This is a genomic window from Aeromonas sp. JL9 (assembly GCF_024436075.1).
GTDB classification, from domain to species: Bacteria; Pseudomonadota; Gammaproteobacteria; order Enterobacterales; family Aeromonadaceae; genus Aeromonas; species Aeromonas veronii.
In genome coordinates, this window is the sequence record NZ_JANFNV010000028.1 from 26,952 (window position 1) to 47,663 (window position 20,712).

The 20,712-nt window shown below is 60.1% G+C and carries 18 protein-coding genes; 8 read left to right on the plus strand and 10 right to left on the minus strand.

The features are described from left to right. Positions 1–178 precede the first annotated feature (178 nt). Complete coding sequence (gene putP, locus NOM06_RS16780; protein WP_005354514.1) at positions 179–1,696, minus strand: sodium/proline symporter PutP; 1,518 nt, start codon at positions 1,694–1,696, stop codon at positions 179–181. Positions 1,697–2,020: 324 nt separating this feature from the next. On the opposite strand from putP, the gene NOM06_RS16785 reads away from it, so the two are divergent. Further along, entirely contained in the window at positions 2,021–2,914 is an 894-nt protein-coding gene (locus tag NOM06_RS16785; protein ID WP_255912447.1) for a DUF535 family protein, read from the plus strand. Between the two features lie 69 nt (positions 2,915–2,983). Here NOM06_RS16785 and NOM06_RS16790 read toward each other — a convergent pair whose 3' ends face one another. From NOM06_RS16790 to NOM06_RS16825, 8 genes are all read right to left on the minus strand, one after another. Further along, entirely contained in the window at positions 2,984–3,910 is a 927-nt protein-coding gene (locus tag NOM06_RS16790) for a L,D-transpeptidase family protein (protein WP_042656463.1), read from the minus strand. A 186-nt stretch (positions 3,911–4,096) separates the two neighbouring features. After that, positions 4,097–5,338: a mechanosensitive ion channel family protein gene (locus NOM06_RS16795; RefSeq protein WP_101529604.1), complete on the minus strand. Its 1,242-nt coding sequence runs from the start codon at positions 5,336–5,338 to the stop codon at positions 4,097–4,099. Positions 5,339–5,481: 143 nt separating this feature from the next. Next, on the minus strand, positions 5,482–6,681 hold the full coding sequence (locus tag NOM06_RS16800; RefSeq protein WP_005354534.1) for an acetate kinase: 1,200 nt from the start codon (positions 6,679–6,681) through the stop codon (positions 5,482–5,484). Positions 6,682–6,902: 221 nt separating this feature from the next. Next, complete coding sequence (locus NOM06_RS16805) at positions 6,903–7,373, minus strand: YhcH/YjgK/YiaL family protein (RefSeq protein WP_255912448.1); 471 nt, start codon at positions 7,371–7,373, stop codon at positions 6,903–6,905. Between the two features lie 314 nt (positions 7,374–7,687). Beyond that, entirely contained in the window at positions 7,688–8,794 is a 1,107-nt protein-coding gene (locus tag NOM06_RS16810; RefSeq protein WP_139432270.1) for a 1-acyl-sn-glycerol-3-phosphate acyltransferase, read from the minus strand. Between the two features lie 130 nt (positions 8,795–8,924). Continuing rightward, on the minus strand, positions 8,925–9,623 hold the full coding sequence (locus NOM06_RS16815; RefSeq protein ID WP_255912449.1) for an aspartate/glutamate racemase family protein: 699 nt from the start codon (positions 9,621–9,623) through the stop codon (positions 8,925–8,927). 125 nt (positions 9,624–9,748) lie between these two features. Beyond that, a complete protein-coding gene (locus NOM06_RS16820; RefSeq protein ID WP_005335534.1) occupies positions 9,749–10,339 on the minus strand; it encodes a LysE family translocator in 591 nt (196 codons plus the stop codon). Positions 10,340–10,464: 125 nt separating this feature from the next. Further along, on the minus strand, positions 10,465–11,061 hold the full coding sequence (locus NOM06_RS16825; RefSeq protein ID WP_005335536.1) for a LysE family translocator: 597 nt from the start codon (positions 11,059–11,061) through the stop codon (positions 10,465–10,467). Positions 11,062–11,177: 116 nt separating this feature from the next. Here NOM06_RS16825 and NOM06_RS16830 point away from each other — a divergent pair, with 116 nt between their 5' ends. From NOM06_RS16830 to NOM06_RS16840, 3 genes are all read left to right on the plus strand, one after another. After that, positions 11,178–12,554: a PLP-dependent aminotransferase family protein gene (locus tag NOM06_RS16830; RefSeq protein WP_255912450.1), complete on the plus strand. Its 1,377-nt coding sequence runs from the start codon at positions 11,178–11,180 to the stop codon at positions 12,552–12,554. Positions 12,555–12,608: 54 nt separating this feature from the next. Continuing rightward, on the plus strand, positions 12,609–13,076 hold the full coding sequence (locus NOM06_RS16835) for a hypothetical protein (RefSeq protein ID WP_255912451.1): 468 nt from the start codon (positions 12,609–12,611) through the stop codon (positions 13,074–13,076). Between the two features lie 168 nt (positions 13,077–13,244). Further along, on the plus strand, positions 13,245–14,906 hold the full coding sequence (locus tag NOM06_RS16840) for a hypothetical protein (protein WP_255912452.1): 1,662 nt from the start codon (positions 13,245–13,247) through the stop codon (positions 14,904–14,906). 113 nt (positions 14,907–15,019) lie between these two features. Here the strand turns inward: NOM06_RS16840 and NOM06_RS16845 are convergent, their stop codons facing one another. After that, a complete protein-coding gene (locus tag NOM06_RS16845) occupies positions 15,020–15,433 on the minus strand; it encodes a CBS domain-containing protein (protein ID WP_040068349.1) in 414 nt (137 codons plus the stop codon). 154 nt (positions 15,434–15,587) lie between these two features. Here NOM06_RS16845 and NOM06_RS16850 point away from each other — a divergent pair, with 154 nt between their 5' ends. The 4 genes from NOM06_RS16850 (at position 15,588) to NOM06_RS16865 (ending at position 20,711) form a co-directional block, all read left to right on the plus strand. Continuing rightward, positions 15,588–17,498: an ABC transporter ATP-binding protein gene (locus NOM06_RS16850; protein WP_043821646.1), complete on the plus strand. Its 1,911-nt coding sequence runs from the start codon at positions 15,588–15,590 to the stop codon at positions 17,496–17,498. Further along, on the plus strand, positions 17,491–17,952 hold the full coding sequence (locus NOM06_RS16855) for a DUF2390 domain-containing protein (protein WP_244776189.1): 462 nt from the start codon (positions 17,491–17,493) through the stop codon (positions 17,950–17,952). The genes NOM06_RS16850 and NOM06_RS16855 overlap by 8 nt, the downstream gene beginning before the upstream one ends. Then, a complete protein-coding gene (locus tag NOM06_RS16860) occupies positions 17,946–18,800 on the plus strand; it encodes a 23S rRNA (adenine(2030)-N(6))-methyltransferase RlmJ (RefSeq protein WP_255912453.1) in 855 nt (284 codons plus the stop codon). The genes NOM06_RS16855 and NOM06_RS16860 overlap by 7 nt, the downstream gene beginning before the upstream one ends. A gap of 738 nt (positions 18,801–19,538) precedes the next feature. After that, a complete protein-coding gene (locus NOM06_RS16865; protein ID WP_199355854.1) occupies positions 19,539–20,711 on the plus strand; it encodes an SIR2 family protein in 1,173 nt (390 codons plus the stop codon). The last annotated feature ends 1 nt before the right edge of the window (position 20,712 follow it).

The window sequence follows — 20,712 nt, forward strand, 5'->3', positions numbered from 1 at the left end:
CCCATATTCGGTGCCAAGACAAAAGAAAGCGAGCACCCGGGAGCCACCGGCCGAACATAAAAAAGTGCCCAAGAGTGAATCAGATAGCACAAAGCCCCGCCAAACCGGTGCAAGGATGGCCAACCAGGGCGCTCCTTGTCCGGGGGCGGGGCTCTCAATCAGAAAGCGGTAAGGGGGATCAGTTCACCGCGACCGGCTCTCCCGCGCTCTCGGCCGGGGTGTTGTACTCCTCCTCGGCATCGCGGAAACGCTCCAGCATCGCTTTAGAGGGCGCTTCGCCCAGCAGACTGCCCACTACGATGGCCAGCAGCGCGAACAGGAAACCCGGGATGATCTCATACAGCCCCAGCCAGCCGAACTGCTTCCAGACGATGACGGTGATGGCACCGACCAGCATGCCCGCCAGCGCACCGTTGCGGGTCATTCGCGGCCACAGCACCGATAGCAGCACCACGGGACCAAAGGCGGCACCGAAACCGGCCCAGGCGTAGCTCACCAGCCCCAGCACCCGGTTTTCCGGATTCATGGCGACGGCGATGGCAATCACCGCGATCAGCAGCACCATCAGGCGACCAACCCACACCAGCTCACGCTGGGAGGCGTTCTTGCGCAGGAAGGGCTTGTAGAGATCCTCGGTGATGGCGCTGGAGCAGACCAGTAATTGACAACTTAGAGTGCTCATCACCGCCGCCAGAATGGCGGAGAGCAGCACACCGGCGATCCAGGGGTTGAACAGGATCTTGGAGAGCTCGATAAAGACCCGTTCCGGGTTGCCGGTCACTCCAGCCGCCACTTCCGGGAAGCGGGCAAAATAGGCCAGCCCGAAGAAGCCGATGGCCACCGCGCCAGCGAGGCAGAACACCATCCAGGTCATGCTGATACGGCGGGCATTGGCCATGGAGTGGTGGGAATCCGCCGCCATGAAGCGGGCCAGAATGTGGGGCTGACCGAAGTAGCCAAGACCCCAGGCCATCAACGAGACAATGGCGATCACATCCAGATTCTTGAACATGTCGAGGTTGGTAGCGCTCTTGGCGGCCACCTCGATCATGGCGCTGTCCACCCCGCCGACTGCGATGATGACGAAGACCGGGGTCAGGATCAGGGCGAAGATCATCAGGGTTGCCTGCACCGTATCGGTCCAGCTCACCGCGAGGAAGCCGCCGAAGAAGGTGTAGGTGATGGTGGCGGCGGCACCGACCCAGAGGGCGGTGTTGTAATCCATGCCGAAGGTGCTCTCGAACAGACGGGCACCGGCCACCACGCCGGAGGCGCAATAGATGGTGAAGAACAGCAGGATCACCAGCGCAGAGAGGATGCGCAGCACCTTGCTGTGATCTTCAAAGCGGTAGGTGAAGTAGTCCGGCAGGGTCAGGGCATTGCGGTTCTTCTCGGTATGCACCCGCAGGCGACCCGCTACCCAGCGCCAGTTGAGGTAGGCACCGATCACCAGACCGATGGCGATCCAGCTCTCGGAGATGCCGCTGACGAAAACGGCGCCGGGCAGGCCCATCAGCAACCAGCCGCTCATGTCGGAAGCGCCAGCAGAGAGAGCGGTGACCCAGCTCCCCATCCGGCGGCCGCCCAGAATGTAGTCATCAAAGTTGCGGGTGGCGCGATAGGCGACGAAGCCGATCAACACCATTCCGAGGATATACACCAGGAAGGTGATTAACATGGGTGTGCTAGCTGTCATGCAAAACTCCGTTTTGTGTCATTTTCTGCCCGCTCTGGTGACGGGCTCATCCCTAAAAAACCGGCCTAGCTTAATCAGCCGTTCGCGCCAGCTCAACCACTTTCAACAAACACAAAACACAATAAAAACCTTTGCGCATCAAATCATCTGCCGCATCAAGAGGATGGCGCCAGATTTCCTGCCGTGGCCGTGGCGGTCATCTCGCAGCGCCAGCCGCTACTGAGCGTTATGTTTTCACATTTTGTTACTATCCATTTTTTACAAGCCTGCGCCCCGCTCCTACACTCCCCGCCTGTCTCATCACTCCAGCCAGAGGTCGGCACCATGTCATCTCATCTGTCACACCTGCGAACCCTCGCCCGCCGCCTTCATCCGGTGGAGGAGTCGGGTCATCTCATCCGACGGGCCAAGTATGTGGGACGTCTCTGGCTCAATCCCGGCGCCCGCGCCCTCTATCGCCAGCAGCAGGAGCAACCGCTGCTGGCGCAGGCGATCAGCCGCTTCCCCGATATTCTGGAAAAGCCGATCCACCCCTATCGCCACAAGGGGCTCCGCAAGCGCTTGCGAGCGGGGCTTATCAGCGGCCACTACCAACAGCTGACTCGCCAGCTGCCCAAGGCGCAACAGCTGGCGATCTACAGCGGGCGCGGCCTGCTGCTGGCCCAGTGGCAGAGCGACAAGCTAACGGCACCGCTGACCCTGCAACTGGATTACCAAACCCACATGGGCAAAGAGGGGGAGATGAGCCTGACCCTCAAGCTGGGTGACGCGGCCCTCTATTACATGGCCCTCAATCTACGCCCCGCGCCGAACCCGACCCTCGAGATCTGCTCGCTGCAGGGGGGCAAGGGGCAGAGCGAGGAGATCAAGCTGGTCACCAAGGCGTGCGGCGGGCTGCGCCCCATGTCCTTGCTGGTCTATATGGCCGCCGAGCTGGCCCGGGGGCTGGCGTGCAAGCACCTGCTCGGGATCCGCACCCAAAGCCACATCTATCAGAGCAGCAAGCGCACCGCCGATCGGGTCAAGTTCGACCTCGACGGCTTGTGGCAGGAGCATCAGGGCTGCGTGCAGGATGAACTCTGGATGAGCCTGCCGCTGGAGGTGCCCCGCAAGACGCTGGAGGAGATCCCCTCCCGCAAGCGGGCCAGCTACAAGGCGCGCTATCAGCTGCTCGATCAGCTCGGCAGCGAGTTGCAGGTAAATCTGCTGCGAAGCTGAGTCAACGCAGCAGAAACAAAAAGGGCGAACAGCATGCTGTTCGCCCTTTGTCGTGACGGGGATGTGCCGTTAGCGGTTGATCGCCATCGGCATGCCGTTGCGCTGCTCCAGCGCCTGCTTCACCAGTTGGGAGTCGCTGTCGGCGTGGGCAATGAAACGGGTCACCGCCGGGGTCATCGGCAGCGGTGCCGGCAGCTTGGAGTTGAACTCCTCTTCGCTGCGCGACAGCGGCTGGTGCACTTCCAGATAGCGGACGCCGTTGGGCTCGAGAGAGGCCTTGATCGGCTGGTTGACGAACTGGACGCGGGTACCGACCGGTACCTGCTTGAACAAGTAGGCGATGTCGTCGTTGCGCAGACGCACGCAACCGTGGCTCACCCGCAGGCCGATGCCGAAGTTGGCGTTGGTACCGTGGATGGCGTACATCTTGCCGATGTAGAGGGCAAACAGACCCATGGGGTTGTCCGGACCGGCCGGCCATACCGCAGGCAGGCTCTCGCCACGGGCGGCATATTCGGCATGCATCTTGGCAGTCGGGGTCCAGGTCGGGCCCGCTTTCTTGCGCTGCACGCTGGTCACCCAGTTTTCCGGGGTGTCGGTGCCAAGCTGGCCGATGCCGATGGGCAGCACTTCCACCACTTTTTTACCCTTGGGGTAGTAGTAGAGGCGCATCTCGGCCACGTTGAGCACCACCCCTTCTCGCGGTGCATCCGGCAGGATCAGCTGTTGGGGGATCACCAGCTTCTCGCCAGTCTGTACCAGCAGGGGATCCGCATCCGGGTTGGCTTCAGTCATGTTGGTGAGCCCCAGCTGGAATTTCGCCGCAATGGCCTCCAGCGGCTGGCCGTTCTCTTCGGCCGGGACCACGTATTCCAGATTTTCCCCTACCAGACGGCTGTTGGCCGCAGGCAGAGCATATTCAACAGCGAAAACCGGCGCAGCGGTCAGCAGCAGGCTGTAGCAGAGTGTTGCCACACTATTGCGAAGGAGCTTCATAACTTTCCCATGATGATGACTTGAAATGACGTCTCTGGGCTGGCAGCTGATCAAGTGGGATCAGGGGCGCGAAGAGAAGGCCGCCATTTTTCTCCTCTGCACGGCAAATTTCAACTGACAAGTGGCGACGGGTCGATGATTAATATGCGGTTTTTTCCGCGTCCCCGACCCGCCCGGTTTCCCTGTTTATCCCCGTTGCCAGGCACGCATATCGTAACCTGTGGGAGATTGATGCAACCGCAGATGAAATTGCTCAATGATGGCGAAGATATGGTCGAAAATATCGGCCTGGATCCCTTCGTAATCGGCCCATGCGGTAGTCGCGGTAAAGCAGTAAATTTCCAGCGGCAGACCGTCTGACGTGGGTGCCAGCTGGCGCACCATCAGGGTCATGTCCTTGCGAATACCGGGGTGGGCACGCAGGTAGGCATCCAGATAGGCGCGCAGGGTGCCGAGGTTGGTGAGGTGACGACCGTTGATGGGGCAGCTCAGGGCATCGCTCAGCTGCTGGTTGTAGGCACTCAGCTCCTGCTCCTTGCGGCTCAGATAGGGTGCCAGCAGTTGGGCCTGCTTGAGCTGCAACTGCTCCTCGGCCGTCAGAAAGCGCACGCTGGTCATGTCGATATTGACGCTGCGCTTGATGCGGCGGCCGCCGGACTCGGTCATCCCCTGCCAGTTCTTGAAAGAGTCGGAGATCAGGGCATAGGTGGGAATGGTGGTGATGGTCTTGTCCCAGTTCGATACCTTGACCGTGGTAAGCCCGATGTCGGTCACCTCGCCATCGGCGCCGTACTTGTCCATCTGCAGCCAGTCACCGACGCTCAGCATCCGGTTGGCGGAGAGCTGGATCCCCGCCACCAGCCCGAGGATGGGGTCCTTGAATACCAGCATCAGCACTGCGGTCATGGCACCCAGACCGCTGAACAGGAACAGCGGCGACTTGCCGAGCAGCAGGGCAATCATCAGGATGCCCACCAGAATGCTGCCTACCAGCTTGGCCCCCTGGAAGATGCCGCGCAGGGGCAAATCCCGGCCAAGGCGGGTGTAACGGCTCACCGACAACAGGCAGTCGAGCAGGGCGAAGAAGGCCAGCAACAGGAACAGCAGAATCCAGAGCTGGGCCACCATCTCGATAAGCTTGAGGCTATCCGATTGGCGGGGCAGCCAGATCTCCGCCTGACCGAGCAGCACGGCCCCCTGCAGCACAAAGGCGAGCCGGTTGAAGAGGCGCTGTTGCAACTGGGGCGGCAGCCATACCTGCTTGGCCTTGCCGAGGATCCCCACCAGCCGGACCAGCAACACTCGGTGCAGCGCCATGTGCAGCAGCAACGAGGTGATGACGATAAAGCCCAGCGCGATCACCAGCGCCATCATGCTGGTCACTTCCACCCCAAGGCCCGACAACCAGTTAAAAAACGCCTCTTTCATTGCTCTCTCCCGAACCGGGCAGCCCGCAGGCTGCAAAAACAGTGGTGGTCAGGGTACCGCTCCCCTCCCCCATGTCAAATCGGCGTACGCCAGAAATGACAACGCCCGGCACAGGCCGGGCGTTGTTTCAAAGCGAGGCTGACTTAGCAGACCAGGCTCAGGGCATCGCGAGCGATGACCAGCTCTTCGTTGGTCGGGATCACCATGGCGCAACGGCTGTCGGCGGTGGTGATACGACCTTCGCCACCCAGTACCGCGGCGTTGTTGGCCTCTTTGTCCACCTTGAAGCCGAACAGGGCCAGACGGTTCAGCACCATCTCGCGCACCATGGCGGCGTTCTCACCGATACCACCGGTAAAGACCACGGCGTCCAGACGACCGTCCATCGCAGCGGCATAGGCGCCGACATACTTGGCCACACGGTAGGTGAAGACATCCAGCGCGCGCTTGGCACCGGCGTCGGTGGCGTAGTTGGTGGTGACGTAACGGCAGTCGCTGCTCGCTTCGGTCATCCCCAACAGACCGGACTCACGGGTCAGGGTGTGGTTGATCTGCTCAACGCTGTAACCGAGCTGGTCGTGCATGAAGAAGACCACGGCCGGATCGATATCGCCGGAGCGGGTACCCATCGCCAGACCTTCCAGCGGAGTCAGACCCATGGAGGTGTCAACGGATTCGCCGTTCTTGATGGCGCAGACAGAGGCACCGTTACCCAGGTGGCAGTTGATGATGTTCAGCTCATTCAACGGCTTGCCCAGCTCTTTTGCCGCTTCTTCCGCGATGTAGCGGTGAGAAGTACCGTGGGCACCGTAACGACGGATGCCGTGTTCGCGGTAGAGCTTGTGCGGCAGCGCATAGAGGTAGGCCTCTTGCGGCAGAGTCTGGTGGAAAGCGGTGTCGAACACGGCCACGTTCTTCTCGGACAGCTGCGGGAACACTTTCAGCGCGGCGCGAATACCGATGAGGTGCGCCGGGTTGTGCAGCGGGGCGAACGGAATGGCGGCTTCGATACCGGCGATCACGCCGTCATCAATGCGCACGGAGCGGGAGAACTGCTCGCCACCGTGTACGATTCGGTGACCGATGGCCACCAGTTGCTCGGCAAGAGTCGGATCCTGCGGCAGGATGTGACCCACGATATGGTCGAGGGCCTCCTGGTGAGCGGCACCCGCTCCCAGCATGGCTTCGCCCTTGACCCCGTGGAGTTTCCATTTGATACGTGCATCATCCAGATTGAAGCATTCGGCCAGGCCGGACAGCATGTCCTCACCTGTTTCGGCGTCCATTACGGCAAATTTCAGGGAAGAGCTACCGCAGTTAAGGATCAATACCAACTTGCTCATTTTCTACATCTTCCTGTGCTTCGGCTTTATGCCGACAGTGTCGTGTCATCCAAAAGAGGATGGGATTCCCCTGCCGGGGGCTTATGGTCGCAGGAGGGTGCGTCCAATTTTTCAATTCTTGCTCTTGAAAGAGTCATCGCAACTTGTGGTGCGTATCACTGGTTTCAATGCTTGCGAGTCTCAACGCATCAGCTGCGCAGGGCTCGCCTCAATGGGAATGCTCAGGCGATAGCCAGCAGATCCTTGTGTACCTTGACCACCAGCTTCTTCACCTTGGCGGGCTGGTTGAAGGTACAGAGCGGGCGGTGCAGCTCGCCCGGCCAGAAGATGGCGAAATCGCCCGGTTGCAGCGCCAGGTAGCTGGTCTGCTCGTCATCGACAAACCAGAGGTCGGGATGGGGATGGTCGGCGCCGTCGCTCACGTAGTCGTGGGGGCCCACACCTATCCACTCTTCACCGCGCAGCAGCAACTGGATATCGAGATACTGCTGATGGAATTCGCCACGGCGATCCGCGGCTGGCTCGGTCAGATCCTCGCTCACCAGACAGAACAGGTTGAGGCCATCGATCTCGGTCTTGCCGAGCGGAGCGTCACCCCAGTGAGCCACGCTCTTCACCACCTCGGCCATGATGCTGGCCAGCGGGGCGGGCAGCGGCGTCCGCTGCAGGGTGTTCAGGCTACCGGTGATCATGGCGTCTGTTTCCTGTTAGGTATATCTGGGCGGCATCTTTGCCCGCCAATGAAAAAGGACCTGTGACAGGTCCTTCAATAATGCCGTCTGCAATCCGTGCAAACCGGTTTAGAGCTTTTGCTCATGTTCAGCTATATGGGCACTGTTACACACTCGTCAGCACCTTGCCAAGAGACATAATCCCATTTTCATAGTGATCGTACCAGCTGAAACCATATTATTCACCACCCTTTCCCCCTCGACTTTGACCAGACGCAAAAACGGGCGCATCAGCGCCCGTTTTTTTCGCAAAACCGTTTAGCTACCGGTTTCATTCAAGCCTTTTGGGCGTTTTCCACCGGTTTGGCGTACATGGCCCGCCAGATCGCCTTGTGCTCTTCCGGCACCTCTGACTGACGGGTCAGGAAGGCCGCCTGCTCGATGGTGTTGGCCTTGCCGGAGACATCGGCCGCCAGATAGTTGCTGGGGAAGAGGTGGTAACTGCTCCAGATCGCCTTGTCGATCAGCGCGGCCAGTTCGTCCGGATCGCTGAAGCCCTCGGTGATCGGCGCGCCGAAGGAGACGTGTACCCGCCCCTTCATGCCGACGATACCGGCGACGATACTCTCGATATCCTCGAACTCGCCCTTCTCATAGCTGCCGTTGACCGACTTCTCGTAGAGCTCGCGCGCCTTCGCCTTGTCGGTCGGATCCAGCTCGTAGCTAATGCTGACCGGCACGATATTGAGGCTGCGCATGTAGTCGACGAAGTCGATCTTCTGCTTCTTGCCGTCGACGTAGAACATCTTGAGGATGGCGGGATCGGTCTTGTCATCGCCATTCTTGGCGCGCCCTTCCTTCTGGGCGATCCAGATGGAGTGACCTTCGTGGACCGAGTTGCCAATATAGGCAGACAGCTCGCCGAGCGCCTTCATCATCTCCCGCGGCCCCTTGGCGGAACGTTTGACGATAAAGCTCTTGTTGAGCTTCATCAGCTCGGTGGCACAGGGTTTGCGCAGCAGGTTGTCACCGATGGCGATGCGCACGGTATCGAAACCGTGGGTGTGCAGCCCCCAGTTGACGAAGGCCGGGTCCATGGCGATGTCTCTGTGGTTGGAGACAAACAGATAGCCCTGCTCTTTCTTTAGATGCTCGATCCCGGAGAAGGTCACCCCCTTGGTGGAGGTGGCGATCATGCGGGACATGTACCGGGTGACCCCCATCTGGACCTGATGCACAGTGGTCACTTTTGACCATTTGCGGCGCAGGAACAGGCGGATCAGCGGGCGGATGGCCCAACCCAGCCAGCTCATCAGGGAACCGAAACGATACTTGGCGATGGCGCCGATAAATTCATCATCCTGGATCAGCCGTTCGATGGCTGCCGGCACTTCTTCATCGCGGTAGGGGCGAATATCCGCGAATCTATCTACTTCAGTCACAATGTCAGCCTTGCATGCTAGGAAACCGCAGCCAACCCGCGTTGGCCGGGGAAAATTCAGGGCGCAATTTTACACGCTTTTATGGCAAGGGGTATGAGACAAGCATGAATAGTGAGATCTGACCAGTTTATTAATCAGCTGCCAGTGCCAGCGCGACCGCCGCTTCGGCATGGATGGCAGTGGTGTCGTAGAGCGGCACCGCCGCCCGGGCATCCCCCACCAGCAGGGCAATCTCGGTGCAGCCAAGGATCACCGCCTCGGCACCCGCGGCCGCCAGTTCCTCGATAATGGCCAGATACTCGGCCCGCGACGATGCGCGGGTCTCCCCCAGACAGAGCTCGTCATAGATGATCCTGTGTACCCGCTCCCGCCCGGCCTCATCGGGCACCAGCACCGCCAACCCGAAGCGCTCCTGCAAGCGCCCCTTGTAAAAATCCTGCTCCATGGTGAAGCGGGTGCCGAGCAGGCCGACCCGGGTTATCCCGTCCGCCCGCAATTTGGCCGCGGTGGCATCGGCAATATGGAGCAGCGGGATATCGATGGCCGCCTCAATCTCGGGCGCCACCTTGTGCATGGTGTTGGTGCCGATCAGCAAGAAATCGGCGCCGCCATCCTGCAACTTGCGCGCCTCCGCCGCCAGCAGGCGGGCGGTAGCGGGCCAGTCACCGGCATGCTGCAGCCGCTCGATACCGGCAAAGTCGACGCTGTTGAGCAGCACCCGCGCCGAGTGCAAGCCACCGAGCTGTGCCCGCACCCCGCGGTTGAGCGCCTGATAATAACTGACGGTGGACTCCCAGCTCATGCCACCCAGCAGACCGATACATTTCATAGGAACTCCTTTTATCCCAAGGGAGGGCAGAACCATGCCACCTTGCAGGCAAGGTCACGGGGCGAGATAAAAAAGGCCCCGCAGGGCCAACAAGACAGCCGGTAAAGGCCCGGGTCAACCCCGGGCTAAATCCAGATCATCCCGACACAGGCGGCCGTCGCCAGCCCCATGCCGAGATTGAAACGCCGCCAGCCTCGGGCGGTGCGAATGATTTGCCGCACCTGGGCACCAAAAAGCACCCAGAACGCCCCGGTATAAAGGCCGGTAATAAAGAAGATCACCAACACCCAGAGCGCGGAGGGCCAGTAAGCCTCCCCCGCCAGAGTGAAACCGCTGATGGCAGAGAGCGCCATCATCCATGCCTTGGGGTTGAGCAGTTGCAGCATGGCCCCCTGATGGGCGGGAATGAGCGGCCGGTTGCCCTCGGCCGGGCCGCTGGCGGTCGCCACCTTCCACGCCAGCCAGAGCAGATAGGCCGAGCCGATAAGCTTGAGGCCGTCGTGCAGCAGCGGCACCTTCTCGAACACCACGCCAAGCCCCAGCGCAGTGGCGAGGATCATCAGATTGATCCCCCCCACCACCCCCACCAGCAGGGGAATCGTGCGGCGAAACCCCTGCGCCGCCCCGGCGCTGGTGAGCAACATATTGTTGGGCCCCGGCGTGCCGCAGGTAACCAGGGCAAACCCCGCCAGGGGCAGTAACCAGTTCAGATCCATCTCAACCTCTTGTCGATGCAACGCCCCCGTTATGGGGAAAGCCTTCTAATATGCAGAGCCAACCCCGTGGCGACAAGTCAGAAATGCCTCTTTCCAGGCCACCTCCCCCTCCAGCGCAACACGGCTCAATACCAGAGCATCACCACGCAGAGCGCCGTCAGCAGACCGAGAGAACCGTTGAGTCGCCGCCAGCCCCGATCCGAGCTGATCCAGTTGCTCAACTGATGGCCGAACAACACCCAGACAAAGCAGACAGGCAGGGCCACCAGCACAAACATGACCATCACCGCCAGCTGACTCGACCAGTAACTGGCGCCGGGCAGGCTGAACAGACTGATGGCGGAGATCCCCATCATCCACGCCTTGGGATTGAGGAACTGAAAGCCCAGCCCCTCCAGCATGGTCAGCGGACGTGCGCGCCGGGCCGGATCCCCCGGCGCCCCGGCCACCGCGATACGCCACGCCAGCCACAGCAGATAGAGGCTACCGAAGATCTGCAAACCGAGGCGCAACAAGGGCCAGCGCTCGAACAGCGGATAGAGCCCCAGCGCCAGCACCAGCTGCAGCACCGGCTGCCCCAGCCCCACCCCGAGCAGATGTGGCAGGGTGCGACGCACCCCAAAGTTGGCACCGGAGGCCGTCAGCATCAGGTTATTGGGCCCCGGCGTACCGCAGGTGAGTACGGCAAAACCGAACAGGGTGACATACCACTCCATCGTCATATTGTGACTCCTTGCTCGCCACATTGTATCGATACAATGTGTGCTGCTTGGTTGTTATCAGGTTGAAATTCACGCTATATTGACAACAATTTTTGATCAATGGATTTATTGTCACCATGACAATCTGGACGCCCAACCTTGCGGCCTTTGATGGCCCCCTCTACCTCAAGCTGGTCAAAGCGATCGAACAGGGGATCGCGAATGGCGAGCTGCCACCGCAGACACGATTGCCTACCCACAGATCCCTGGCGGATCGTCTGGGTGTCACCGTCGGCACCGTCACCCGCGCCTACAGCGAGGCGGAGCGGCGCGGCCTGCTGGCCGCCCGGGTGGGCCACGGCACCTGGGTCAAGGGAGTGAACACGGATCCCGCCAATGAGTGGGTGATCCGCCAGGAGGAGGGGCACCGCATCGAGCTGTGGCAAAACCTGCCGGTACAGCTGGATCGGGCGGCCATCATTCGCCCCATGCTGGGGGAAGTGGCGGACGGGGATCTCAACGCCCTGCTCGGCTACGACAAGGAGGCGGGACGACCGGATCAGCGCCAGCAGTTCGTCAACTGGCTGGCGGAGCAAGGGGTGGTCTGCAGTGAGGATCGCCTGCTGTTCAGCCACGGCGCCCAGCACGGCATCATGCTGGCGCTGCTGGCTACCAATTGCGTGGGGGAGACCATCCTGTGCGAGGGGCTGAGCTACCCCGGCATGCTGGGCAACGCTCGCCAGCTGAAGAATCAGGTGGTGGGACTGGCAATGGATGAGGAGGGTCTGCTGCCCGAAGCGCTGGACGCCGCCTGCCGCACCCGCCGGGCCAAACTACTCTACCTCACCCCGACCCTGCAAAACCCCACCACCGCCATCATGAGTCTGGCGCGGCGGGAGGCCATCGTCGCTATCGCCCGTCGCCACGATCTGCTGATCATCGAGGATGACGTCAACGGCCTGCTGCCCCAGCAACCGGTGATCCCTCTGGTCAATCTGGCGCCGGAGCGGGTCATCTATCTGGGCAGTCTGGCCAAGATCGCCTGCGGCGGCCTGCGGGTCGGCTTCGTGCTGACTCCCCCTGCCCTGCGCAGCGCCTTCGCCCAGACCATGCGGCTGTCGAGCTGGATGGTGAGCCCGCTGCTGATCGAGCTCGCCTGCAAAATGGTCAGTCAGCGCCAGATCATGCCGCTGGTCGAGCAGCAGCGGGAGATCCTCAAACGCCGTGGTGAACTGCTGCGCCACCTGCTGCCTGCCGCCCGCTGGCAGCCGGGCAGCATGCACGCCTGGCTGCCGCTGCCGGAGCCCTGGCGCAGCCAGCAGTTTGCTGCCGCCGCCGATGCCCTTGACGTTGGCGTGGCGAGCGGGGAACACTTCGCCGCCGGCCAGTTTGCCGCTCCGCAGGGGGTGCGCCTGAGCCTGAGCCAGCCCGCCACCGACGCCCGGGTCGGCGAGGGGCTGGCCCGTCTGGCCCAACTGCTGCAGGGGACGCCCCCCAGCAATCCCCTGCTATAGTCAGGGCCAGCCGACCTGACCTTCACGCTTCATCGTCATTGCCAAGGAGATGCCGTGCCCCCCATCAGAGCCACCCTGCTGCTTGCCACCCTGTTGTTGGGTGGCTGCGCCTCGTCAACGACCCACCAGCAGCTGGGGGCCGCGCTCAATGGACTGGAAGGGGAGTTGCAACGACTGGAAGAGGAGCTGGCGGCGATGAACGGCCTGCACTATCAAAAGGCGATCGATGCCCCGCTCAGTTTGCGCCGCGCACTCGGGGCGCCGCAGCCCACCCCAGAGGGGCTGGTGCCGGTGGCCAGCAAGCTGGAGGATGGGCCACTCCTGCGCTATCAATACCGCCTGCCAGCGGGGATGGCGAGCCTGCCCCAGGACAACCTCTGCCAGCGCTACGAGTTCGAACTGCGCCATCTGGGCCGCCTCGGCAAACTGGAATTAAGCTGGCTGGGAGAACAGGGCAAGGGGTCGCGGCTGATCCACCAGAGCGACTGCCCCTTCGGGACGCAGATCCGCCCTCGGCAATAGCAGGTCGCAGCCCTGAGCGATGGCATAACCGATTGAAATAACAGCCCATAGTGCGCCCTCCAGCACCCTGCTGGCTACTGTCAGCTTTTCACTCAGCGAGTGCTGTGCCTATGTTCCTCTTGGGTCTACCATAATCAACCTAATGGTTTGCTCACAGGAAGTACCTGCATGACGATACTGCTGCTCGAAGAGGATCCCCTGCTCCGTAGCGCCATTACCCGGGAACTGACCGAACAGGGGGTGCCCGCCGACCGGATCCACTACCACAGCCATCCAAACCACGAGCGCAGCGGCCTGCTGGCCCTGCTGCAACAACACGCCTTCGACGCCATCATCTGTCAGCAGGACAAGCAGCAGGATCTTGACGGAGCCCGGCTGCTGCACGAAGCGCACTATCTCGGCCTGCTGCAACCCGGTTGCGTATTGCTGCTGCTCGATGCCGATCAGAGCGAGCAGGAGTTTCTCCCCTCGGATCTCTACTTTTCCCTCTATCTGCCCCTCCCCTTCATGACCCAACAGCTCACCGCGGTGCTCGGCCAGCTGGTGAAGTTAAGCAACCTGACACGCACGCTGGCCGCCCCCATTCTGCTGCGGGAGTGGCAACTGGCTACCGCCCTCTGTGAAGACTTGCTGTTTCAACGGGAGAATCGCTCGCTGACCCCCTGGCTGGATCGACTCAAGGGCTACCTGCTGCTGCAATCGACCGAACGGATCACCGCCGCCCAGCACTATGCCCTCTGTGCCAACGAGTATCAGGCGAGCTGGCCAAGGGCCGGGCTCTTCTACGCCATGCTGGGGCTCGGCAAATTGCAGAGCGCCCGGACCGACTTGCAGCGCCATCAGGCCAGCGTCTCGATGGCCACCCGGCTGGAGCTGCAACTCGCCAGCCAGCTGCATCAGCATCACTGGCTGGCGGCGTGGGAGACCATGGGAGAGCTGCTGCAGATCCGCCCCCATCAGCCGCGCTGGCATCAGCTGGCGATGTTGCTCGGGCTGGTGCTGCAAGATGAGGAGAAGGTGCTGGAGCAGGCCAACAGCCTGACCCTGCGCCACTTCAGCGAGCAGCGCGTCCGGCTCGCCATCGACAGCTTCATGCTCAATGCCAGTCTGGCGGTGCTGTGGCACGCCCCCTCCAGCAACCGGATCCGCTCCCTGCAACAGGAGTGGGAGCACCTCAAACGCACCGTCCACCTGCAACCCCACGAATATGAGCTGCTGCAGGCGTTGATGCTGGGGCTGGATTACCGCTTCGACGAGGCGCTGATCCTGATTGCCCACCACCAGCCGGATGAGGGGAGCGACAACCACCTAACCCTGCTGCTCGGCTTTGCGGTCAGCCAGTTCTGCGGTTTGCCCCACCACGCCCAGCGCTACCTGACCCAGCTGACCCAATACCGCGTCAGGGTGGCGCCCCACCCGCTCACCCGCCAGCTGTTCCACCATCTGGTGGCCGAGCTGGGCCTGCGCCTGACGGCGAGAGAGCAGCGGCTGAACGAACTGCGCCAGCTGCGCCACAAGGCGATGCAGGCCAGCCAGTATCAGACAGCCCTGCAAGCGGGCTTGCAGCTGCTGGAGGAGTTCCCCGCCCTGCCGGGCGATGCCTGGCAACTGCTGGAGCTGCTGCAACACTGCTGGCCAGCGGGTATGGCCGCTCCCAGGGTGGCGCTGCTGGTCGATACCCTGGAGCGGCGTCTCAAGCACAGCCCCGCGTTTCTCGATCAACATGCCCAGCAGTACCAGCGCACCCTGCAGGAGATCCGCACCCATCTTCAGCCGCACCTCTCCGGCAGCGGCCCCTCCTGTCTTGTCGCAGGGCAGCCCGAGCCGTGATGATGCTGGCGGCGTGCAAACCGGCATTGTCGTCAAAGCCAATATAGAAAGGGGAGCCTTGGCTCCCCTCTCTATATTGGTTCTCTGTCAGCTGATGGCGATGAGCGTTGGGCTCAAACCAGCGCATCACTCTCCAGCGCCGCCTTGAGAAAATCTTTCCAGCTGATGATGCCGACCAGGGCGCCATTCTCCAGCACCGGCAGGCAGGAAACCCCCTTCTCCAGCATCAGCTTGACGCCGTCGCGCACGGTGAGATGGGGAGCGATGGTGACGAGCTGACGACTCATGATCTGGTGGGCCCGCTTGTTGAGGGTTTCGGTATCTCGGCTCATCTCGGCTTCGGAGTCGAGATAGGGGCTGATGGCGCGGAACAGATCCCGATCCGAGATGACCCCTACCAGCTCCTCCTCTTCCAGCACCAGCAGGTGGCGAAAGTGTGCCTGCTCGAAGATATCCCTGATGACTCGGAGTCGATCATCCATTGAAACGGTGGCGACCCGGGTCGTCATAATATCCCTGATATGCATGCTAACCTCCCGTAACCAAACTGGTTTCTCTGTTATGGCATGTTTTTGCAGTGCCAGCCAGTGGCCAGCCCTTCGCTACAGTGCAAATCAGCGTCATTTCACGTAAGATCCGCGCCAGTTTTTCTCCTCCATTTTGAGCAAGCAGATCCCACCCATGATAGTTGCCAGTCAAATCGAACTGATCCGCGGCGGCCGCAAGCTGCTGGACAACGCCTCCGCCACCATTCACCCCGGCCACAAAGTGGGTCTGGTGGGCAAAAACGGCTGTGGCAAGTCCACCTTTTTTGCACTGGTACGGGGCGAGCTGGCCATCGACAGCGGCACCTTCAGCCTGCCCGCTGGCTGGCAGATCGCAGGCGTGGCGCAGGAGACCCCGGCGCTCGACTGCTCCGCGCTCGAGTATGTGATCGACGGCGACAAGGAGTTCCGCTCGCTGGAAGCACAGCTGGTACAGGCCGAGCAGGATGACAATGGTCTGCTGGTGGCCGAGCTGCACGGTCGCCTCGATACCATCGGCGCCTACAGCATCCGCGCCCGCGCCGCCGAGCTGCTGCACGGCCTCGGTTTCAGCGACGAGCAGCTGAGCTCGCCGGTGCGCAGTTTCTCCGGTGGCTGGCGCATGCGTCTGAACCTCGCTCAGGCGCTGCTCTGCCGCTCCGATCTGCTGCTGCTCGATGAACCGACCAACCACCTGGATCTGGACGCGGTGATCTGGCTGGAGAAGTGGCTCAAGGGCTATCAGGGCACGCTGGTGCTCATCTCTCACGACCGCGATTTCCTCGATTCGGTCATCAGCCGCATCATCCATATCGAGAACGGCAAGCTCAACGAATACACCGGCGGCTACTCCGACTTCGAACTGCAGCGCGCCGAACATCTGGCCCAGCAGCAGTCCATGTACGAGAAGCAGCAGCGGGAGATGTCCCACATGCAGGCGTATGTGGACCGCTTCCGCTACAAGGCCTCCAAGGCCCGTCAGGCCCAGAGCCGCCTGAAAGCCATGGAGCGGATGGAGAAGATCCTGCCCGCCCACGCCGATTCCGAATTCAGCTTCGAGTTTCGCGAGCCGTCGGCCCTGCCGACCCCGCTCATCGCCATGGAGAACCTCTCTGCCGGTTACGGCGACAAGGTGATCCTGGAGAAGATCAAACTCAATCTGGTACCGGGTTCGCGCATCGGTCTGCTCGGTCGCAACGGCGCCGGTAAATCGACCTTTATCAAGATGCTGTCGGGCTCCAACCCGCCGCTCTCCGGCAAGCTCGAAGTGAGCGCCGGGGTGAGCATCGGCTACTTCGCCCAGCATCAGCTGGAGACCCTGCGTCTCGATGATTCCCCGCTCGATCATCTGGCCCGCCTCGCGCCGGACAAGACCGAGCAGGAGCTGCGTAACTATCTGGGCAGCTTCGGCTTCCACGGTGACAAGGCGCTCGACAAGGTGGCCCCCTTCTCCGGCGGCGAAAAAGCGCGGCTGGTGCTGGCGCTGATCACCTGGCAAAAACCGAACCTGCTGCTGCTGGATGAACCGACCAACCACCTGGATCTGGAGATGCGCCACGCCCTGACCATGGCGCTGCAAGGCTTCGAAGGGGCCATGGTAGTGGTCTCCCACGACCGTCACCTGCTGCGTACCACCACAGATGACTTCTATCTGGTACACGGTGGCCGGGTCGAGCCGTTCGACGGCGATCTGGACGACTACCACAAGTGGCTCGGCGAGCAAGAGAAAGAGGCCAACGCCAAACCGGCCGATGGCCCCGTCTCTGCCAACTCGGCGGTGGCGCGCAAGGATCAGAAGCGGCGCGAAGCGGAGTTTCGCCAGCAGACTCGGCCCCTGCGCCAGAAGCTGGAAAAGCTCGAAGCGAGCATGGAGAAGCTGCAGGGCAAGCTGGCCGACATCGAGAGCCAGCTGGCCGACCCCGCCATCTACGAAGAGAGCGCTAAAACCAAGCTCTCCGAACTGCTCAAATCCCAGGGCCCCCTCAAGGAGCAACTGGAAGAGGTGGAGCTGGAGTGGATGAGCCTCTCCGAAGAGCTGGAAACCATGGAGCAAGCCTTCTTTGCGTGACGAACAGCTGATGGCCAGCGAGCTAGTCGCGGTCCACGAATTGCCGACGCCGATCGGCTTCTGGCACTGGAGCGGCAAGGTCTATGGTGAGCGCAGCCAGGATTGGCTCACCGTGCAGGAGCAGGGGGGCAACGTCAATCTGGCGCTGCTGCTGCACCGGCTCGATCAGCTCGGCATCGTGGTCGATCTGACCGACCTGCAACCGGCGCTGGTGCAGACCGAGGCGGTGCTGACCCCGTGGCGCGCCCTGCGCCAAAGCGCCAAGACGCGACTCGACGAGCAGCAGTATCAGTCGATGCTGGCCCACGAGCTGGAGCTGGAGCGGCTGCAACAGGGCGTCCTGTTGCAGACCCTGCGCAGCCTCTCCCTGTTTCGCGGCAACAGCCGCAATTTGTTGAACTATCTATCGTTACTGGGTGCCCAGCAGGGCCCCCTCAGAGATCTAATATGCTGAGCTACCGCCACGCCTTTCACGCCGGCAACCATGCCGACGTGCTGAAACACGCCGTTCAGGCCCTGATCATCGAGTCCCTCAAGAAGAAGGAGAAACCCTTCATCGTGCTGGACACTCATGCCGGTGGCGGTCTCTACGACCTGCGCGGCGACTGGTCCCAGAAGAAGGCCGAGTATGCCGACGGCATCGGCCGCCTGTGGGACGAGCGGGCCCAGTGGTCTGCCATGGCCCCCTATCTGGGTGTTATCGAGGAGATGAACCAGAACGGTGAGCTGCACTACTACCCCGGCTCGCCGGAGCTCTCCCGTCGCCTCACCCGCGAGCAGGACAAGCTGGCGCTGATGGAGCTGCACAACAACGAGGTCGAAGACCTGCGCGCCAACATGGGCTATGACCCCCGCGTTGCCGTGCACCACCGTGACGGCTTCGAAGGGCTGGTCGCCCTGCTGCCCCCCACCCCGCGCCGCGGGCTGGTGCTGATCGACCCGCCTTATGAGCTCAAAGAAGATTACTTCGCCGTGGTCGATACCCTGAAAAAGGCGCAAAAACGCTGGGCCACCGGCATCTACGCCCTCTGGTATCCCATTCTGGGGGAAGAGGCGGACAAATCCCGCGACATGCTGCGTGCCATCAAGCGCGAGAACTTCGGTAACGTCCTGGTGGCCGAGCTGGAAGTGGCCGGCCAGACTGCCGACTGGGGCATGAACGGCTCAGGGATGCTGATCATCAGTCCGCCCTGGATGCTGGACGAGCAGATTGAAGCCTTCCTGAAACCGCTGTGTGCCAAGCTGGCGCAGGGCGCAGGCGCCCAATACAAGGTCGAGTGGCTCAACAAGGTCGAAGAGTAAGCCCGCACCAGCCCGCTCCGGCGCCCGGTTAACGCGCCAGCGAGACGATCAGCCCAGCCGTTCATAGTGGCTATGCCGCCAAAGAGAAGCCCCGTTCAGGGGCTTCTTGTTTATTACCCACCAGCGCTTTTACCCACTAACTGTTTTCCTCATCAATGGCAGCACCCGCCCCATCTGCATACCAGATCAGTCGTTATTGACTAATTAGTCGATCTAGCTCAGAAATCGGCCATCTCGTCCTTTCCCTCCGCCTGCCCGCCGCTAATATACCCGATTGGCAACAAAGCTTCGTAGGAGTCACCCCATGAGCCATGCCAACCCGATCCCGTTGGTTAAACGCAGCAGACTGGAGGCTGAAATTCAGGGGCGGTAGCCATGCCGGATGGAATAGATAAGCGAGAGTTGCCTACGACCGACTCAACATGGTGACGGCACCATTTTTATTTCTGACCTGCTCACGCAGGCGTGATCTGGCGGCGCTTTCCACGACTGCCCTGAGCACTGATTTTTCATACAGTAGTAACGGTGGCGCAAAAAGAGGAAGTCAAGCGAATACGCCCAGCATGCGAAGAAAGCTGATGACGTTATGATTTAATGATTGTTTTTACTTGGCGGCAGTGAAAATGTTACGGAGTTATATGGAATGCTCTGCTAACGGATTAGTGCCGCCTTCCATCTAATCACTGTTATAACGCTCTGGTTGCCAGCTTCGGTACAACTCTATAAGAAGGAAAGAAAATGGATGATTTGATTGATGACGAGTTGTTCTTGCAAGTAGAGGAACACTTGAAGTGTAGTGAGCAAAGTTGGCTATTGGGTGCAGGAATAAGTTTCGATGCTAAATTACCGTTAATGTACCCTTTAACGAATAAAGTTAAGAAGGATATAGAAGCTAGTCATAAGAAGTTATATGACGATATTATCACTCCACTGTTTGAAGAGCTGCCAGAGCAGTGCCATATAGAGCATGTTCTTAGTCATCTTGGCGACTATGCTGCATTAGCTGAAAGAAATAAAGAAAAGAAAACTGTAATTCGTGGGGTGGAAGTTGAGTTAGCAACCCTAAAGGATGTACATAATAAAATTCTTGAGTCTATCTCAAATGTTATCCGGTGTGGCTATGTTGAGGACAAGGATGGAAATACAGTTGAAGAAGGCTCTTTGTCTAAACCAATTGTAGACATCGAAGCACATTTAGAATTTGTTGACACTCTATTTAATCACGCATCCGCTGGTGTTCATGAGCGAAGAAAAGCTGTCAATATTTTCACAACCAACTATGACACTCTTTTAGAAGATGCATTAGCACTAAATAAAATTCCTTATTGGGATGGGTTTGATGGTGGTGCTATAGCCTATCGAAAACAGAAGTATGGAGAACCCATTCCAGCGAACAATCAGCGCGCCAACTTAATTAAAATGCATGGCTCCATAGATTGGTTTCTTTGTGACAAAGGGTATGTATGGCGAGTTAGGGAAAATGATCTATATCCAAAGGCGGACCGTCGGGTTCTAATTTACCCTCAAGCCACTAAATACGTTGCCACTCAGCAAGATCCGTTCTCTACGCAGTTTGACTTATTCAGAAAATCGCTAAATTCTTCCAATAGCAATATGTTAGCGGTGTGCGGCTATAGTTTTGGCGATGATCATATCAACAACGAAATTGAATTTGCGTTATCGAAAGCAGAAAATAAAACAGTATTGCTCGCATTCTTGGAGTGTAGAGATGAAATTCCACCATGTTTAGAAAAGTGGCGTAGCGATAGTTTTGGTTCAAGAGTAATTATCGCATCCATACACGGCCTATATATTGGAAAAGAAGGCCCATTTAAAAGAAAAGACAAAGACGATTATTGGTGGACATTCAAAGGTGTAACATCAGTATTAAAGAACGGATGCGAGGTTTAGT

Bases quoted from the DNA above. Each gene is read 5' to 3' on its own strand.
- putP (WP_005354514.1), bottom strand. From the start codon at position 1,696: ATGACAGCTAGCACACCCATGTTAATCACCTTCCTGGTGTATATCCTC.
- NOM06_RS16785 (WP_255912447.1), top strand. From the start codon at position 2,021: ATGTCATCTCATCTGTCACACCTGCGAACCCTCGCCCGCCGCCTTCAT.
- NOM06_RS16790 (WP_042656463.1), bottom strand. From the start codon at position 3,910: ATGAAGCTCCTTCGCAATAGTGTGGCAACACTCTGCTACAGCCTGCTG.
- NOM06_RS16795 (WP_101529604.1), bottom strand. From the start codon at position 5,338: ATGAAAGAGGCGTTTTTTAACTGGTTGTCGGGCCTTGGGGTGGAAGTG.
- NOM06_RS16800 (WP_005354534.1), bottom strand. From the start codon at position 6,681: ATGAGCAAGTTGGTATTGATCCTTAACTGCGGTAGCTCTTCCCTGAAA.
- NOM06_RS16805 (WP_255912448.1), bottom strand. From the start codon at position 7,373: ATGATCACCGGTAGCCTGAACACCCTGCAGCGGACGCCGCTGCCCGCC.
- NOM06_RS16815 (WP_255912449.1), bottom strand. From the start codon at position 9,623: ATGAAATGTATCGGTCTGCTGGGTGGCATGAGCTGGGAGTCCACCGTC.
- NOM06_RS16820 (WP_005335534.1), bottom strand. From the start codon at position 10,339: ATGGATCTGAACTGGTTACTGCCCCTGGCGGGGTTTGCCCTGGTTACC.
- NOM06_RS16825 (WP_005335536.1), bottom strand. From the start codon at position 11,061: ATGACGATGGAGTGGTATGTCACCCTGTTCGGTTTTGCCGTACTCACC.
- NOM06_RS16830 (WP_255912450.1), top strand. From the start codon at position 11,178: ATGACAATCTGGACGCCCAACCTTGCGGCCTTTGATGGCCCCCTCTAC.
- NOM06_RS16840 (WP_255912452.1), top strand. From the start codon at position 13,245: ATGACGATACTGCTGCTCGAAGAGGATCCCCTGCTCCGTAGCGCCATT.
- NOM06_RS16845 (WP_040068349.1), bottom strand. From the start codon at position 15,433: ATGCATATCAGGGATATTATGACGACCCGGGTCGCCACCGTTTCAATG.
- NOM06_RS16850 (WP_043821646.1), top strand. From the start codon at position 15,588: ATGATAGTTGCCAGTCAAATCGAACTGATCCGCGGCGGCCGCAAGCTG.
- NOM06_RS16860 (WP_255912453.1), top strand. From the start codon at position 17,946: ATGCTGAGCTACCGCCACGCCTTTCACGCCGGCAACCATGCCGACGTG.
- NOM06_RS16865 (WP_199355854.1), top strand. From the start codon at position 19,539: ATGGATGATTTGATTGATGACGAGTTGTTCTTGCAAGTAGAGGAACAC.